The sequence below is a fragment of the Chryseobacterium sp. BGA-UO-ETr-SB22 genome, from assembly GCF_059567885.1.
In genome coordinates this window covers 1,535,199-1,551,253 of record NZ_JCAQOV010000005.1, presented here as the reverse complement: position 1 = coordinate 1,551,253, position 16,055 = coordinate 1,535,199, and the positions used below count along the sequence as shown (strand labels likewise).

The following is a 16,055-nucleotide window of genomic DNA, read 5'->3' as shown; positions in this document are numbered from 1 at the left end:
AGTTTTATTTTTTTATTGTATTAAATTGTTAATTAATTGTAATCCTATTGTTATTTCTTGGATAATTTCTTTTTCCATGGAGATAAAATCCATGTCTGGCTCTGCTTTATTTTCCCAACTGGCCGTATTTTTTGTAAGCTGTAACAATCCTGCTGTTCCTGCTGTTCCTTTGAGCTTGTGAAGGATCAATTTCAGGTTGGTACTGTCTTTTTCAGCTGCGCTTTTTTTAATATCTTCTTCAGCTTGGGTAAGTTGCTGTATGACGATACCCAAAAATACTTTTCTGAAATCATCATCATCATCATCGCCTATTTGTTCATTCAAAAGATTAATGTCCAGATATTTTGTCTGATCCAGAGCATCCTCAGAAACCGTATGATTTTTATTCATGATGTATTTCTTCAGCATTTCCAGCAGATCGGCCTGTCTTAAAGGTTTCGGCAGGAAGTCATTCATCCCGGAATTCATACATTTTTCTTTTTCACCCAATACATTTCCGGCGGTGACTCCAATAATCGGAACATCGGCATAACCAGGAAGTAAACGGATTTGTTTTGTAGCTTCAATACCATCCATTACCGGCATCTGAACATCCATTAAAATAATATTGAATGCTTTTTCTTTGCATTGTTCCCAAGCCTGAAGACCATCTGTAGCTTCTGTGAGCTCTGCATCGGGAATTAATGAACGTACCATTTTGTGGTTCAGGACCATATTTACAGGGTTGTCATCTACCAGTAAAACCTGAGGAGCCTGCATCAATATTGAAGCTTCTGTTTCCGGCTGTGGAATTTGGCTGGTTTCTTTTTCTGTGTATTTTACAGCCTGTTTCAATGTTTTATACAGTTCTTCAGATTTGATAGGTTTCAGCAGGAAGTATGAATTGTTTTCCTGGCGGAAAGAATTGATGACATCATGCTCTTCAGAAGAGGTATGAAGGATAACCAGAGGTGAAAGTTCATTTTGTTTGTTAAACATTTCCTTGATTTTTTCTATCGTTTCCAGCCCTGAAATGATCGGCATATGGTAATCCATAAGAATTACATCGAAACGCTCTCCTGCAAGAAGTATCTGAAGGGCTTCCATACCATTGGCAGCAAGCTTTGAATCTATATTTTTATAGGCAAGCATATGCTGAAGAATCACTCTGTTGGCTTCGTTATCGTCAACAATAAGAACTTTTTTTATTTTCAGGTCTTCATCTTCAGGTCGTTCTGTCATTTCACAAGGAATCTTAATGTCAAAATAGAAAACAGAACCTTTATCAACTTCGCTCATCAGTGACAGGCTGCTTCCCATATATTTCAGAATATTGTTTGAAATGGTTAGTCCAAGTCCTGTTCCTCCATAACGTTTGCTGATAGAGCTGTTTTCCTGTGTGAAGGCATCAAAAATAAACTGCTGTTTCTCTTTAGGAATACCAATTCCGGTGTCCCGCACTGAAAATCTTAATGTAATATCTTTATGGTCAATCTTCAGTTTTTCTACTTTAAGTTCTATTTCTCCCTGTGCTGTAAACTTGACAGCGTTTCCAAGAAGGTTGATCAGAATCTGCTTCAGCCTGGATTCGTCCACCCAGATTGTTTCAGGAAGTCCCTGTTCTATATTCAACAGTAATTCTATATTTTTTTTCTGCGATTGATAGAGGATCACGTTGATCACCTGGCTTACAATGTCATACACATTAGATTTTTCAATGGAAAGATCCAATTTTCCGGATTCTATTTTAGAGAAATCAAGAATGTCGTTGATGATGTTTAACAGGTTTTCTCCGGATTCATTAATATAATTTAGGTATTGAGTCTGTATCTCATTCAATGGAGTTTTTAGCAGAAGATCAGAGAAGCCGATGACACCATTCAGCGGAGTCCTGATTTCATGGCTCATATTAGCCAAAAATTCTGATTTTGCTTTATTGGCAATATCAGCCATTTTTTTTGCATTTTTAAGCTCTTTATTGATTCTTACCGATGCTGTAATATTTTGAGCAGAAACAATGATCCCACCTATTATATTAGTGGAAAGATACCATGGGGTAACTTCTATATTGTAATGCTGAATGACTTCTTTATCAGGGATTTCTATGGCCATGTCTTCATTTTTATAGGCAATTCCTGCCAAGGCATTCTGATAAATTTTTATTCTGTCATCCGGAACATTAGGAGAAATTTTGAACATATTTTCTCCTATCAGTCTGATGTCATTCATCTGGAATTCTTCTTTCCAGCTGCTGCTTACCGAAAGATAATTAAGTTCTTTGTCAAACATAGCCACTGTTGCAGGAACATAGGCGACAAATGACTGCAGCATCGCCTCTTTTTTGGCCAGTTCAAGGTAGATGTTTTTGAAATTATCAATATCCTGGATGATCCCATATACTCTGATACAGGTCTCTTCTTCAAACTCAGGTATTCCTTTTACCCTTACCCAGATCGTCACACCGTCATTCCGGACAAGCTGTAATTCTTCATCGTAAGGAACACCTTCTTTTACAGCTCTTTCGAATAAGAATTTTAATTTTTCCCGGCTGTCTTCGCTATAGAAGCCTAGTGCATTTTCCAGATCAGGCTGGAATGTTTTGTCTATTTTATGTATTTCTTTGGTAGATTGTGACCAAAATACAGTATTCTTTTTAAGATTCACTTCCCATCCTCCCACCTGGGCTACAGCACTTGTCTGTTCCAGCATTTTTTTGGTATGAACAAGATCTTTTTCCAATGTCATTCTTTCGGTAACATTCAGTGCGGTACTTACTACATAAGGTTTTCCTTCTTTGTTGATTTCCACCAGATTGTGGTACATCCAGATCACTTCTTCACCTCCTTTGGTTTTCAGAATCATGGTTCCGAAATCTTCCTGGTTGTTGTTGATTCTTTCCAGATACTGTTCCAGTAAGGGCCAGTTTTTTTCAGGAACAAGATCTTTCAGGTTGAGTCCTTCTACTTCTTCTGCGGAATACTGCAGGGTTTCTCTTCCTTTTTCGTTTACGGCAGTAATATTCCCTTCCATATCATGCATACTCATCAGGCCTATTGCATTTTCGAAGAAGCTTCTGAAACGGCGTTCAGAACTTTCAAGTTTGAGTTTCTCTTCGATACGCTGGGTAATATTGATTCCAAAACAGAAAATTTCAGAATGATCCTGATTCAGTTTAAGATACCATTCTGTAATAATAGTCTGTGTATCATCTATGTTTGTAGAAGTGGTAAATGTTACTTCTTCATCTGTAGTGGGCAGGTTTTTGGTAAGTAATTGCAGTTGGGAGTTGTGGCTGCCTAAAATATTGAGGAAATTCTGGTCGATAACCTGAGACTTCTCCAATTGAAATACGCTTTCAAAAGCCGGATTGACATCTTTTATAGAGAAATTTTTATCCAAAACACAGATCAGGTTATTAGAAATACTGAAGGTCTGTTGAAAATATTCAGCCTGAATATTTTTCCTCTTCCCCATCAGAACTTTTGTGATGGCCTCTCCTATTTTTTTCAGGGTTGAAATTTGATCATTTGTAATCGTTTTAGGTTTATAATCGATAACGCAGATGGTTCCTAATACGAAACCTTCATCATCAATCAAGGGTACTCCTGCATAGAACCTGATTCCTCCCGCCAGAATTATTGCGTTTTCCGAAGACCTTTCGTCTAATAAAGTATCATTGATAATTACAACATCCCCGCTTGCAATAGAATACTGGCATACCGTATTTTTCCGGTCTACAAAATCGAGGGCAAGCCCTACACAGCTTTGAATGGTCTGGGTTTCGCTTTCCATCATTGCAATAAGCCCTGCGGGACAGTCGGTCACCAGGCATGCCGTCTCTGCAAAAATGTCTAACTGGGGATCTTTTTCAAGGTTTAAAAGATCAAAAAACTCCAGTTTCCTCATTCGGGCTTCTTCATTCCCAGGAATTGGATACTTCTTCATATGTTATTTCAATGATTAGAGATTTTTCTTTTTTGATTATTAAAAAATGATAATCAGAACCTTAAAGTTTATATTTTAAACATTTTTAGGTGCTTTAAATTATTATTTTAATAAGTAAACCAAAATACGAAATTATTCGTATTCCATTGTAGTCAATTTGACAATAAAGGTATATATCTATTTATTTCAAATGAATTGGAGTATATTCTGGATTTTAAAAGAAGTAATAGGTATTATGAAAATAAAAAGTACCACATCTAATGATAGGGTACTTATATTTGAAACCGTTAAATAAATTGAACTACTCAATTATTGTTGGTTTCTTTTAAATTGAACTGTATTTATATTGTATTTGAGTGTTTTATGAATTAACTGTGATATTTTGCTTTGAAACGGCAAATGCAACGGCAGCATCTACATGAATCTGGATGGTATCAAATACCGGAACAGCAACATCTTCCTGCTTGATCAGCAGTGGAATTTCTGTACATCCTAAAATAATTCCCTCTGCCCCACGGTCTATAAGCTCCTGAATAATCTTCAGATAATTTTTTTTAGTTTCAGGATTAATAATTCCTCTGCTCAATTCATTTCTTAAAATATCCTCAATATAATCTCTGTCTTCACTTTTCTCTGGAATAAGAGGTTCCAGACCGCCTTCTATCAGCTTATCTTTATAAAAATCAAGTTCCATCGTATAGCTTGTCCCCAATAAACCGATTTTTTTTAATCCTTTCTGTTTAACAGCATTGGCTGTAGCAGTTGTAATATGAATAAGCGGCAACCCTATTCGTTCTTCAATCTTGTCAGCAACAATATGGGCTGTGTTGGCACAAAGTACAATAGCTTCTGCTCCTGATTTTTTTAAATTTTCGGCAGCATTGTACAGAAGTTCAAAGGTAGAACCCCAGTCATACTCTGCATTAAATTGCTGAAAATGATTAAAGTTAACGGAGTAAATAATGCATTCCGCAAAATTCAATCCGCCCAGTTGCTGATTAATTCCTTCATTCAGAAGACGGTAGTAATCCAAAGTTGAAGCCCAGCTGATGCCTCCTACCAATCCTAATTTTTTCATATTCTTCTTATTTTTTTGTTCAGTAAAAGTAGATATCTTTGTCGTATTGTAACAGATACAAAAAATGAATATATTAGTATAACAGATGAAAGATTTTCAATACATAGCATTGGCGGATAAGTTTGAACTTTCTATTAATAATGGAACATATCCTATTGGAGCCAAACTTCCTTCATTACGCAGTATCCGGCAACAGTTTAATATAAGTGTTGGGACTATTTTGAAAGCTTTCACTCTATTGGAAGATAAGGGTTTGGTGGCAGGAAAAGAAAGGTCAGGATTTGTGGTGCTCCGTACCTCAGTTTCTTCGGTAAGTCTGCCAAAGCAGGCTGAAAACAATACACTTGCTCAAAAAATAGCGATCGGAAAAGTGTTGCAGGAAGTTTCATTTCCAGATTCGGAAAACAAATTATATGTTTCATTTTTTAACGCTGTTTTACATCCAGATTATCTGCCTTTTAATGCTTTGCGGAGAAGTTTGCAGCAGGCTTCCAGAGATTTAACAGGCCAGCATTTACAGTATGAACCTGCTGCTGGAAATAGTGAGTTGAGAACCGAAATTGCCCGAAGATCTTTTCTTTGGCAGGGTAATCTTGCGGCTGATGATGTGGTGATCACCAATGGTGCGTTGGAAGCAGTCAGTCTATGTCTGCGTGCTGTAGCAAAAACGGGTGATACCGTACTTGTACAATCCCCCATCTACCATGGTATATTGCAGACAATAGAAAGCCTTGATCTCAAAGTCATTGAATTCTCCGGCTGTCCTTTGACCGGAATCCATATTCAGGAATTAGAAGAAATCTGCAGCAAGCAAAAAATTGCTGCATGTCTGTTAATTTCAAATTTTAATAATCCAAATGGTATTACTTTAAATGATGAGAAAAAATCAGCAATAGCCGCTTTTGCGGAAAGAATGCAGGTTCCGGTCATAGAAGATGATATTTATGGAGATTTGCATTTCCAGGCACAGCGCCCAACAACTATAAAAAGCTATGATGAACATGGTTGGGTGATGCTTTGCTCCTCTTTTTCCAAATCGGCTGCACCCGGTTACAGAATCGGCTGGTGTGCTGCAGGACGGTTTACAGAACAGGTGGCCAAATTGAAAGCAGTTACTAATGTTGCTACAGCAAGTATTGTACAGTCCTCTATGCTACAGTTGCTTAAAACAGGGGCTTATGATCGTCATTTGCGTAAGCTTCGGCCTGAACTGCATAGACTGATGTTGTTGACGATTCAGACGATAGAAAAATATTTTCCAACCGATATCCGGATGAGCCGGCCTGAAGGAGGTTTGGTTTTGTGGATAGAGCTGCCTGCCCATATTGATGCATTTGAACTTCAGAAAAAAGCTATTAACCAGTTTGTAAATTTTGCTCCCGGACCGCTGTTTTCCAATAATGGAGAGTATAGAAACTATATCCGGATCAGCTGCAACAATGTTTGGAATGATAAAGTAGAAAATGCCCTGAAAAGATTAGGTGATATTATAAAAAGTATGTAAATAAATCATTACTGACAAGATCTGATAATAAATCACAAAAAAACAAGGCGGACACAATCAATCCGCCTTGCACTCTCCCAAATAATTAAATATGAAAAAATATGAATGTCTATATCAAACAGGCTTTCAGCATCAGACCATGCAGATCTGTATTTTTAATAAAAGGCTGTAGAAATTCATTTCCGGGACCATAGGCTGCCACTTCCACATAATCTCCGGAATGATCCATGCTGATCCATCCCACAGAATTCCTGCTTTTCTGAATTTCCGAATACAGCTTGAAAGGCAGTTTTTTATAATTATAGAGCCCTTCTTCCTCTTTCTCCAACCCGTTGTAAAAACTCAGAAGATGTTTGGCTTCATCATCGTTCAGAATGATTTTGTTGCTTTCATAGATCCAATCTTTAATATCTTTTGCAGAATCATCTTTCTGAATTTTGTTCAGAATATATTCGTTGGTGTACTGATAATCTGAAATGCTGTTAAAGTTCTTAGTGGCATCTGTTCCGTAAATGGTTCCGGGATTGGCATTTCCATGATCTGTAGTGATAATGACTAATGTATTTCCGTCTTTTTCGGCAAAATCCATTACAGTTTTTACCGCTTCATCAAATGCCAGCTGATCGTGAATGAGCGCTGCGACATCATTGGCATGGGCTGACCAGTCTACTTTTCCGGCTTCCACCTGAAGAACAAAACCGTTGGAATGATCTTTCATCTGATCAATAGCAGTCTTTGCCATTTCAGCAAGAGTTGGTGTATTGTTGAATTCCTGAAGATTTGCTCTGTCAATGCTGTAAGGCAATGCTCCTGTACTGAATATGCCTAATAATTTCTCTCCTTTTTTGATTTCTTTCAGATCGTTTTGTGTTTTTAGAATCCTGTATCCTTTTTTGCTGTATAGGGAATAAAGATCTTTTTTGTCTTCTCTTTTTACTGGATTGAAAAATTCGTCTCCACCTCCTAACAGTACATCCAGTTCCAGCTCGGCATACATTTCAGCGATTTGGGGTTCTGCATTTCTTTTTGAAGAATTTATACAAAATCCTGCAGGAGTGGCATGCGTAATGGTAACAGTTGTCACACAGCCTGCTTTCTTCCCTGCTTTTTTATATTGCTGCCATATGGGAAGATGTTTTTCACCATTGGCTCCTATGTTCAGGGTCCCGTTTTTAACTCTTATTCCACCTCCAAAGGCTGAACTTGCGGCAGCGGAATCTGTAACAATAGAACTTGCTGAAGCAGTATCCATCAAAGCACGGCTCACTTTTTTGTCGTGATACAGATTGAGCCAGTTACTCCCCTTTCCCAAAATATTCCGGGAATACAGGTCTGCCATGGAAAGTGTTCCGAGACTCATCCCATCACTTACCATAAAGATGATGTTCTTTGCTTTTCCTGCCTGGGGATTTTCAATCGTTTTCCCGAAGCTCCAGAGATCAGACGGTGATAAGGTCAATAATCCTGAAAGTAATGCTGAACCTTTTAGAAATTTTCTTCTGTCCATATTGTTTTGAAATAATGTGGTAAGTTATTCTATTTAGTTTATTATCGACACTAAGTTGCATTAATTAAAGGTTAATTTTAAATGTTCTTTGGAAAAGGATCTTCGAAAGGTATTTTTTGTTCAAGCAATTTTTTTTCCTGCTCATTAATAAGGCATTGCTGAAGGTCAGATACCATCTGATCTTTATCCAGGTTCTGCCCGATGAATACAAGCTCATTGATTCTGTCGCCCCAGTTTTTGTCCCATCTACTTTCTATAAATTCCTGATTTTCTATAAATGAGGAATATTGTACCCGTTGGTTCATAGGCATACTGCCCCACCAGACTCCCGCCTTTTCAAGTCGGAAAGAGCCGCCAGCCTGAGAAAAGTTCAATGCATCACCTGGTCTTGAGGCCAGCCAGAACAGTCCTTTTGCCCGTATTGTTCCTTCAGGATAATGATAATTCAGATATTCCCAGAGTCTTACAGGATGAAACGGTTTTTTATCTCTGAACACCATTGAGCTTATTCCATATTCTTCGGTTTCAGGAGTATGATGCTCAGATTGTAACTCTTTTTGCCAGCCCGCTGAAGATTGTGCTTTATCAAAGTCAAAAAGCTGAGTATTTAAAATCTGCTTAGGTTCAACTTTTCCAAATTCTGAATGCAGGATAACCGCATCAGGGTTTAATTTATTTATGGCAGCCTTTAAAAAACCAAGTGTTTCAGCATCTATAAGATCTGTTTTATTTAAAATAATAACGTTCGCAAACTCAATCTGATCGGTAAGAAGATTGACAATTGTTCTGTAATCTCCTTCCATATCAGTGAGATCACGATCCATAAGCAATTCATTGGAGCCGAAATCTTTCATAAAATTGAAGCAATCCACCACAGTTACCATCGTATCTACATAGCTGAAGCGGGAAAGGTCTATTCCACTCTCTTCATCAATATAGGTAAAGGTCTGGGCAACCGGAATAGGCTCACCGATTCCCGTACTTTCTATCAATAAGTAATCAAACCGATTTTCGTGAGCAAGACGTTCTACTTCTACCATCAGGTCTTCGCGGAGTGTACAGCAGATACAACCGTTGCTCATTTCTACCAATCTTTCTTCTGTTCTTGAAAGGGTATTTTGATTTTCAACAAGGCGGGCGTCAATATTAACTTCACTCATATCATTCACAATGACAGCTACTTTCAAGCCTTGTTTATTGTGCAGAATATGATTCAGCAATGTGGTTTTTCCAGCTCCCAAAAAGCCGCTGAGTACCGTTACAGGAAGTTTCTTCGTCATGTATTTTAATGTTTATGATTTTTAAAATTGATGATATGGCCAGTGATTAATCCCGCAGTTCCAAGATAGATCAGAGGAACATGAATATCAAATATCAGATCTGTGAGTACAGAAATAAAAATGAGGGAGACAGATATCCAGAATAAAATTTTCAACCATCGGTTGGTTATTTTTTTAGTAATTCTGAACACGACAACGGCACCAATACAAAGGAAAGCTAAATCGATATAGGGATTATGGGATATGCCCAAAGGGACAATCAGTAATAATGGAAAGACTATACAATGAATCAGGCATAAAACAGCAGCGGAGATTCCTACAGCATCAAGAATTTTTGACTTCATAATAGTATGGATTAATTTTCTTATTGTAACTTTGTTGCAAAAGTATAGATAAAAATTTAAATAACGCAACTTTGTTGCATTAAAATATGAAACAGGTCAGAAATACCCATGCCAAAACGGAAATTTTAAATCTTATCAATGACTCAGATATCGCTCTTACCCATTCTGATATTCAGAAAAAACTGGGAGATCTATGCAATAGAGTGACGATTTACAGAGTTTTGGAAAGGCTTGAAAATGAAGGCGCTATCCACAAGATCGTCAATATTGACGGCGTGGTGAATTTTGCAAAGTGCAGTGGAAAATGTACTCATGAACAGCATTTTCACAATCATGTTCACTTCAACTGCAAAGAATGTCATTCTGTAACGTGTATTGAAAACGCGATTCCAGAAATCAGTTTGCCGGAACATTTTATCGCACAGGAATATAATTTTATTATCAGTGGGATCTGTCCGAAATGTGCTGATGCTTAGTTAATATATAATAAACAGGCAGATTCGCTAGTCTGCAAATCTGCCTATGCTTTTATCACAATGAAATCTCTGCTATAAAGAAGAGATATAGACTTCTATTTTGGTACCATCATAATTGAAAGTGCCGTCAGCATTTTTTTTGCCTAATACCCATTTCATATCTACAGGTACAGACCATGCAGAACCTAATGAGAATCCGTTAACAGATCTAATTTCATTTCCTTTTCCTGTTGTAACAGCTGAATGAAAGAAAGTTTTATCAATAAGCCTGTAAAAACCAATCGCTTTTCCTGCGGGAATAGGTGTATATCCGTCCCACTTTTCTCCTAAAGGATAGTTGAATACAGTTAACCATTTTTGTCCGGCTGATTCTGCCAGCTGAGCAGGACTTATGGAGGCACCACGCATATATAAAGCATAGGCTACCACATCATGACATACTCCACTGTTGTATTTCGAAATATTCTCTGCTCCTGAGAGAATAGCATGAGCAACGGGTGCTCTTTCGGATAGGGATAGCTGAGCCTTCCTGGCTCCTTCCGGTGTAATAAATGACATATAATATTTTGTTTGGTAGGGTAAAGATACAGCTTTAAATTTAATCACTCTTGTTGGAGAATAAATGTGGTTTGAAGAATGAAGAAACCGTTTTTAAGTTTTGGCTAAAGCCGATAAATTTCATGTTTAAATTATTAAAACGGGCTAAAGCCCGTTCCTATTGAATGCTTATGAGATTGATGTTCATATCAATAGAAGTGGGCTTTAGCCCGCTTATTTTATTGGTAATGATCAATAGGTTTTAGCCAAAACTTACTACTTTTTTGAGACTTATGACTAAAAATAATTTAACAATAGTACATATATTCGTAGCTGAACAGTTTCCCGTCTTTAAAAGTAAAAATATGGAGCCCTGCATCACCATCCTGAATGTGGTATTCATGTGGGGAAGAAATCCAGCGTGCAGAAAGCATATCGCCAAAACGGGTCACAAAATTTCTTTCATCATAATTGGAATCCATACGTTCATTTCCTAAAACCAAAGCTTCACCATTACTGAAAGACATTTTGTAGATACTTCCGGAAACTTTTCCTTTATATTCTTCAAAAGCAATAATGATATTGGGTGTTTTATAAAAATATTGAGGATCCCAGCCGCATTCAGGTGTATTGGGAATATCTTTAACCTTTTGCATCTCCAGTTGTTTCATCTGTGCATCTGTGATTTTTCCATCAAAAAGGGCTGTTTCTTTCCATATAAAATGCAGATTCAAAGCTTTCAGTTTTTTTTCATAGGCTTTTGTTTCTGGTTTTTTCGCGAATTGATCTGCCAGAAGGAGTTCAAAATCGATATCTATCTTTGGATTTTCTATGCCAGTATTAGATTCTTTCCAATATTGTAACGCTTGTTTAAGGTTTTTATCTTCGATCCATGCTATTTCACGTAATCTTCCAACCTGGGCCAGCTCTTTTTCCCTGTCTTTGCCTTTTGCAGCCAGATAATCTTTCAGAACTTTGTCGTAGGTAAGTTCAGTACCCAGATATTTCATTTGAATATATTCGGGATTTTCGTGAAAATGATCACCAATGTAGATCCAGCCGTCCTGATATAGAGGCACATAATCTATACACACCAGTTCATTTAAAGAAGCTCTCCGGATGGCGATGCTTTCTGTGGTAGGAGCTTTTCGTACACGCAGTTCCGATACCTGTACATAAAAATGTGGACATTGGTGTCCTTGCGACCCCCGATCGAAATACTGGGCTGGTTCTCCGGCAGATTTTTTTCCACGCATACTTTTTTGTAAAGGCTGACGGTCTATAAAACCAATATCACCATTGCTTACCTGTACTTTATATTGTGTCTTGGTAGAATCCAGAAGGTAAACGGGTGCCTCTGTAGAAAATATTCCCAAAAGATCTTTATTATTTCCATTTTCACGAAAGAGATGTCCCCATTCGGATGTATAAACCGGGTGCTGGCCAGGACTTTGAGCCATGGTATTGTAAAAGCAACAGTGAATGATGCTGGCTCCTAATAGTATCTTTTTCAACATATAATAATTTGTAAAAGGTGTAAATCCTAAGTTTTTACAGGTGGATTGGTTATTGTTATTGAGTTATTTCCTCCAAAAATACTGAAAAATGAAGGGTTGTCCTATACTTATTGTTATTCAGAATGGGTATAAATTCCATCCTATTCACCTACTTCCATTGGGTAACGTAAATAAAAATACTATTTTTATCGGCCAAAAAAAGTAAAGACTAATTTATGCCGACTGATGCTTCTCATAAGCTGATTCCGATGACCACTTTCGTGCTGGAATATTATTCACACGAAGGATATGCTGATCTTCAGATTTTGAATCTGATGAATAATTATGCCAATTTTTTAAAGAAGCGTTTGACTCTTGGAATGTTCGTTCCTTTAGATCGTGAAGGAAATATCCTGAAAGAGCCTAAAAATTATGATACATGGAAATCTCTTGATCATAATGACGGAAAAAGAACTGATATTGCTGGATTTGAAGAATATGGCGAATACCAGAAAGCGGAACATAACTGTATGTTTGAAGGCTTCAAAGTAGATTATAACGGATATTCAAAAGTGCGTATCATAGCTTCTTACGACCCTTCTATAGAATTGTCTTTCAATAAAAATGATCTTCTTCCTTCAGGATTCAATGATGTAGAATCACTTACGGTATTTGATGATATCTTTTTAACTTCCAGTGCATTAAGAGCCATTGGGATAAAGCGGTAAATTATAGTTTTAAATAATATAATGAAAAACCTTTATCAACTCTGATAAAGGTTTTTTGTTTGCCCTGACTTATCTAAAATATTATTGATTTTTTACTATGTTTTCAAGCTCAATAATAAAATCTCTCTGTGCAGTATTGACCCGTTGCTGTGCTTCTTCTGAAGGAAACCATTCCCATTGATCTACTTCGGGAATTTCTATTATTTTGCCGGATTTGGGTGGCCATTCTAATGAAAAGGTGTTGCTGTAAAGATCTGAAGTATCAATATCTTCTTCCAAAGCCCATGCATACACTATTTTCCCTCCTTTTTGCTTAATGGGAGATAATTCAATAAAGTTTCCTTCCACTGTTTTTCCTGTTTCTTCTTTAAATTCCGTTAATGCACGCTCCAATGGATTTTCACCTGGAAGCATCTCTCCTTTGGGAATAGACCATGCTCCTAAATCTTTATTCTTCCAGAAAAATCCGCCGGGATGAACCAGAAAGTAATACAGACTGTCTTTTTCTTTTTTAAAGAGCAAAATCCCGGCACTAACTTTCATAATCTTAAAGGTTTGATTATTAAAGATATGAAAAAAATAAGATTAATGGAACGGAAAAAAGTCCTTAAAAATGGTGGAATGAAACTGTAAATTACTTTACCATAGATTTCTTTTTAAACTCAGAAGGAGACATTTCTTTATACCCTTTAAAGATTTTATTGAAATGGCTGGCATCATTAAAACCCAATTTATCTGCAATCTCACTGATATTATAATGACTTTGCAGCAAAAGTTTTTCTGCAGTTTTCATTTTATGCTGCATTATATGCTGTTGTATAGAAAACCCTGTTTGTTTTTTAATATAAATGCTGATATAATTAGGAGAAAGTATAAACTCTTTGGCCAGATTTTCAATTTTCATTTTATCTGCATCCAAAGCATTAACGTTTATATAATACAAGATCCTTTCAATTCTGCTTAAGTTTTGGGTAATCCAGTTTTTAGCTGTGATATTGCTCATCGTATTCTGAATCAGAATCGTAATAATGGCAGAAAAAAGATCTGAACTTATCTCTTTGTTATAAGTATTTGCATGGCTGAATTCATACAAAAGAATTCTGGCTAGCTGCAACAGATGTTCCCTATCTGTTTTACATTGGATCACCGATTCGTATACAAAAGAATGATCTTCCATCATAAGTTGAACCAGCTTTTTCAACTCATTTTTTTTATTGGAGAGCAGATTTTCCCATATATATTGTTCTGTAAATTTTATATAAATGAACCGTGTTTTACTGGTAATGGAAAACTCATGGCCATCGCTGGGCCTTAAGAGAAATACATCTCCTTTTTTGTAAGGAAAAGTAATATTGTTGAGATGGTGAAACCCCTTTCCTTTTTCTATGATAATCAGTTCATAAAAGTTATGATTATGATATTCAACGTCCCAGGTTTCTTTTTCGATGCTGAAAACATTAAAAGAATTGAAATTAACGATTCGTTTCATGAAAGAATGGATTTTTACAAATTTACCATTAATTTTTACAATACATTATGATTCATTATTGGTCAATTTTGCCTTATTAAATACATTCAAAAATGAAATATATAAAACAATCAGTATTGTTGCTTGCTTCAACAATTGTTCTGATGTCTTTTTCTGATCATGACAAGAATAAAAGGACAAAAAAAGATCAACCTGAAACACAGGCTTCAACCAAAAAATACTGGCCAAATGGAGCTCAGCTGGTGATTTCCGTTTCTATGCAGTTTGAAACAGGCGGGCAGCCTGAAGGCGCTGAAAGTCCGTTCAGTGGGACTCCTCTTCCTAAAGGGCAACCAGACCTTCCGGCGGAAAGCTGGTATCGTTATGGAGGAAATGAAGGAATTTACAGAATGCTGGATCTATGGAAAAAGTATGACATTAAAGTAACATCTCATGTAGTGGGAACAGCAGCAGAAAAATATCCGGAAGTGGCTAAAGCCATTGCAAACGGAGGCCATGAAATTGCCGCTCATGGGATTGCATGGGATAATCAATGGAATAAAAATTATGCTGACGAGCTGAATTTTGTAAAACAAGGTGTAGATGTTGTTGAAAAGATTACAGGTCAGAAAGCTGTAGGTTATAATGCTAATTGGCTGCGAAGAGGTCCGAATACGCTTAAAGTTCTACAGGAACTGGGATTTTTGTATCACATAGATGACCTGAGCCATGATGAACCTTTCATTACCAAAGTAAAAGGGAAAAATTTTGTAGTCATTCCTTACACACTACGTAATAATGATATTGTCAATATTGAAGGAAAACACTGGAGCCCTGATCAGTTTTTGAACCAATTGAAATTTGAATTCGACCGTCTATATGAAGAAGGTGCTTCCAAAAGAAGAATGATGAGCATTAGCTTTCACGACAGAATCGGTGGAACTCCTGCAATGGTGCATGTCATGGAAGAATTTATAAAATATACCAAAGAAAAACAAGGTGTAGTCTTTATGAGAAAAGATGATATTGCCAAAATGGTGATGAATGATCCCAATACTCCCGTTGATAACAGCGAAGAAAAATATAATAAGTAAGAAAACCATGGGACGAGTGTAATGAACTTTCCCTATTTGAAAAACAAAAAATATTACTATGAATACAAAAACAGCCTACTTTTTCCTTCGGGTGTCGATGGGAATTAATCTTTTGGGACATGGTTTGGTCCGCCTGGTGAAACTAGAGAATTTTGCATCAGGAATGATGAAAGGTTTTGAAACAAGCTGGCTTCCGCAGCCTTTGGTACAGATTTTTGGAGTATCACTCCCCTTTTTAGAATTTATAATCGGATTGCTGCTGATGATTGGTTTTAAAACCCGTATCGCTACTATTGCCGGAGCATCGCTGATGATCTTGCTGCTTTTTGGAAGCAGTACGGTTGAAAACTGGGAAGCAATGGGTATTCAGATGATCTATGCAGGGCTGTTCTACATTCTGATCAGCAGAATTGAGGATAATTATCTGGCTTTGGACAGAAAATAATAGAAGCAAAGATTGAGGATTTGAACCCCCTCAATCTTTCCATCGTTTATTTAAAAATCAGGCGTCTGCTTCTCCTTTAGAATTCAGAAAACGGTTTAATTAACATTTTTTTGATGTGTTTAAAATGAAAAACCAAGTATAAATATTTTACTATATTTGTTTTCATTCTAATGG

Annotated in this window: 14 protein-coding genes; 5 read left to right on the top strand and 9 right to left on the bottom strand. The window is 36.8% G+C overall.

From position 1 onward, the window contains the following. Positions 1 to 12: 12 nt before the first annotated feature. Together AC57AW_RS14350 and AC57AW_RS14345 are read right to left on the bottom strand one after the other, a co-directional pair. Positions 13 to 3,924, bottom strand: a complete 3,912-nt coding sequence (locus tag AC57AW_RS14350; RefSeq protein ID WP_496352436.1) for a response regulator — start codon at positions 3,922 to 3,924, stop codon at positions 13 to 15. Positions 3,925 to 4,285: 361 nt separating this feature from the next. Continuing rightward, complete coding sequence (locus tag AC57AW_RS14345) at positions 4,286 to 5,002, bottom strand: aspartate/glutamate racemase family protein (RefSeq protein WP_496352435.1); 717 nt, start codon at positions 5,000 to 5,002, stop codon at positions 4,286 to 4,288. An 85-nt stretch (positions 5,003 to 5,087) separates the two neighbouring features. On the opposite strand from AC57AW_RS14345, the gene AC57AW_RS14340 reads away from it, so the two are divergent. Continuing rightward, the gene (locus tag AC57AW_RS14340; protein ID WP_496352434.1) at positions 5,088 to 6,506 is read left to right on the top strand and encodes an aminotransferase-like domain-containing protein; all 1,419 of its coding nucleotides are present in this window, start codon (positions 5,088 to 5,090) and stop codon (positions 6,504 to 6,506) included. 109 nt (positions 6,507 to 6,615) lie between these two features. On the opposite strand, the gene AC57AW_RS14335 is transcribed toward AC57AW_RS14340, so the two are convergent. The 3 genes from AC57AW_RS14335 to AC57AW_RS14325 form a co-directional block, all read right to left on the bottom strand. Further along, positions 6,616 to 8,013, bottom strand: a complete 1,398-nt coding sequence (locus AC57AW_RS14335) for an alkaline phosphatase (RefSeq protein ID WP_496352433.1) — start codon at positions 8,011 to 8,013, stop codon at positions 6,616 to 6,618. A gap of 77 nt (positions 8,014 to 8,090) precedes the next feature. Further along, positions 8,091 to 9,293: a GTP-binding protein gene (locus AC57AW_RS14330; protein WP_496352432.1), complete on the bottom strand. Its 1,203-nt coding sequence runs from the start codon at positions 9,291 to 9,293 to the stop codon at positions 8,091 to 8,093. Between the two features lie 5 nt (positions 9,294 to 9,298). Beyond that, positions 9,299 to 9,637, bottom strand: a complete 339-nt coding sequence (locus AC57AW_RS14325; protein WP_496352431.1) for a MerC domain-containing protein — start codon at positions 9,635 to 9,637, stop codon at positions 9,299 to 9,301. Positions 9,638 to 9,723: 86 nt separating this feature from the next. On the opposite strand from AC57AW_RS14325, the gene AC57AW_RS14320 reads away from it, so the two are divergent. Then, the gene (locus AC57AW_RS14320) at positions 9,724 to 10,113 is read left to right on the top strand and encodes a Fur family transcriptional regulator (protein ID WP_223600682.1); all 390 of its coding nucleotides are present in this window, start codon (positions 9,724 to 9,726) and stop codon (positions 10,111 to 10,113) included. A gap of 72 nt (positions 10,114 to 10,185) precedes the next feature. Here the strand turns inward: AC57AW_RS14320 and AC57AW_RS14315 are convergent, their stop codons facing one another. Then, the gene (locus tag AC57AW_RS14315) at positions 10,186 to 10,671 is read right to left on the bottom strand and encodes a hypothetical protein (RefSeq protein ID WP_496352430.1); all 486 of its coding nucleotides are present in this window, start codon (positions 10,669 to 10,671) and stop codon (positions 10,186 to 10,188) included. Between the two features lie 287 nt (positions 10,672 to 10,958). Then, on the bottom strand, positions 10,959 to 12,167 hold the full coding sequence (locus tag AC57AW_RS14310) for an SH3 domain-containing protein (RefSeq protein ID WP_496352429.1): 1,209 nt from the start codon (positions 12,165 to 12,167) through the stop codon (positions 10,959 to 10,961). A 215-nt stretch (positions 12,168 to 12,382) separates the two neighbouring features. Between AC57AW_RS14310 and AC57AW_RS14305 the strand changes: the two genes are divergently transcribed. After that, positions 12,383 to 12,874 carry a hypothetical protein gene (locus AC57AW_RS14305; protein ID WP_318845751.1) on the top strand — a complete coding sequence of 164 codons (492 nt, stop codon included), beginning with the start codon at positions 12,383 to 12,385 and terminating at the stop codon, positions 12,872 to 12,874. A gap of 81 nt (positions 12,875 to 12,955) precedes the next feature. Here the strand turns inward: AC57AW_RS14305 and AC57AW_RS14300 are convergent, their stop codons facing one another. Both AC57AW_RS14300 and AC57AW_RS14295 read right to left on the bottom strand, forming a co-directional pair. Further along, entirely contained in the window at positions 12,956 to 13,417 is a 462-nt protein-coding gene (locus AC57AW_RS14300; RefSeq protein ID WP_496352428.1) for an NUDIX hydrolase, read from the bottom strand. A gap of 91 nt (positions 13,418 to 13,508) precedes the next feature. Continuing rightward, entirely contained in the window at positions 13,509 to 14,363 is an 855-nt protein-coding gene (locus tag AC57AW_RS14295; RefSeq protein ID WP_496352427.1) for an AraC family transcriptional regulator, read from the bottom strand. Positions 14,364 to 14,455: 92 nt separating this feature from the next. Between AC57AW_RS14295 and AC57AW_RS14290 the strand changes: the two genes are divergently transcribed. Together AC57AW_RS14290 and AC57AW_RS14285 are read left to right on the top strand one after the other, a co-directional pair. Beyond that, positions 14,456 to 15,436, top strand: a complete 981-nt coding sequence (locus AC57AW_RS14290; protein ID WP_496352426.1) for a polysaccharide deacetylase family protein — start codon at positions 14,456 to 14,458, stop codon at positions 15,434 to 15,436. Positions 15,437 to 15,494: 58 nt separating this feature from the next. Beyond that, entirely contained in the window at positions 15,495 to 15,881 is a 387-nt protein-coding gene (locus AC57AW_RS14285) for a DoxX family protein (protein WP_496352425.1), read from the top strand. Positions 15,882 to 16,055: the final 174 nt, after the last annotated feature.

Coding starts and splice junctions, on each gene's coding strand:
- AC57AW_RS14350 (WP_496352436.1), bottom strand. CDS start 3,924: ATGAAGAAGTATCCAATTCCTGGGAATGAAGAAGCCCGAATGAGGAAA.
- AC57AW_RS14290 (WP_496352426.1), top strand. CDS start 14,456: ATGAAATATATAAAACAATCAGTATTGTTGCTTGCTTCAACAATTGTT.
- AC57AW_RS14305 (WP_318845751.1), top strand. CDS start 12,383: ATGCCGACTGATGCTTCTCATAAGCTGATTCCGATGACCACTTTCGTG.
- AC57AW_RS14335 (WP_496352433.1), bottom strand. CDS start 8,013: ATGGACAGAAGAAAATTTCTAAAAGGTTCAGCATTACTTTCAGGATTA.
- AC57AW_RS14340 (WP_496352434.1), top strand. CDS start 5,088: ATGAAAGATTTTCAATACATAGCATTGGCGGATAAGTTTGAACTTTCT.
- AC57AW_RS14325 (WP_496352431.1), bottom strand. CDS start 9,637: ATGAAGTCAAAAATTCTTGATGCTGTAGGAATCTCCGCTGCTGTTTTA.
- AC57AW_RS14345 (WP_496352435.1), bottom strand. CDS start 5,002: ATGAAAAAATTAGGATTGGTAGGAGGCATCAGCTGGGCTTCAACTTTG.
- AC57AW_RS14285 (WP_496352425.1), top strand. CDS start 15,495: ATGAATACAAAAACAGCCTACTTTTTCCTTCGGGTGTCGATGGGAATT.
- AC57AW_RS14295 (WP_496352427.1), bottom strand. CDS start 14,363: ATGAAACGAATCGTTAATTTCAATTCTTTTAATGTTTTCAGCATCGAA.
- AC57AW_RS14310 (WP_496352429.1), bottom strand. CDS start 12,167: ATGTTGAAAAAGATACTATTAGGAGCCAGCATCATTCACTGTTGCTTT.
- AC57AW_RS14315 (WP_496352430.1), bottom strand. CDS start 10,671: ATGTCATTTATTACACCGGAAGGAGCCAGGAAGGCTCAGCTATCCCTA.
- AC57AW_RS14330 (WP_496352432.1), bottom strand. CDS start 9,293: ATGACGAAGAAACTTCCTGTAACGGTACTCAGCGGCTTTTTGGGAGCT.
- AC57AW_RS14320 (WP_223600682.1), top strand. CDS start 9,724: ATGAAACAGGTCAGAAATACCCATGCCAAAACGGAAATTTTAAATCTT.
- AC57AW_RS14300 (WP_496352428.1), bottom strand. CDS start 13,417: ATGAAAGTTAGTGCCGGGATTTTGCTCTTTAAAAAAGAAAAAGACAGT.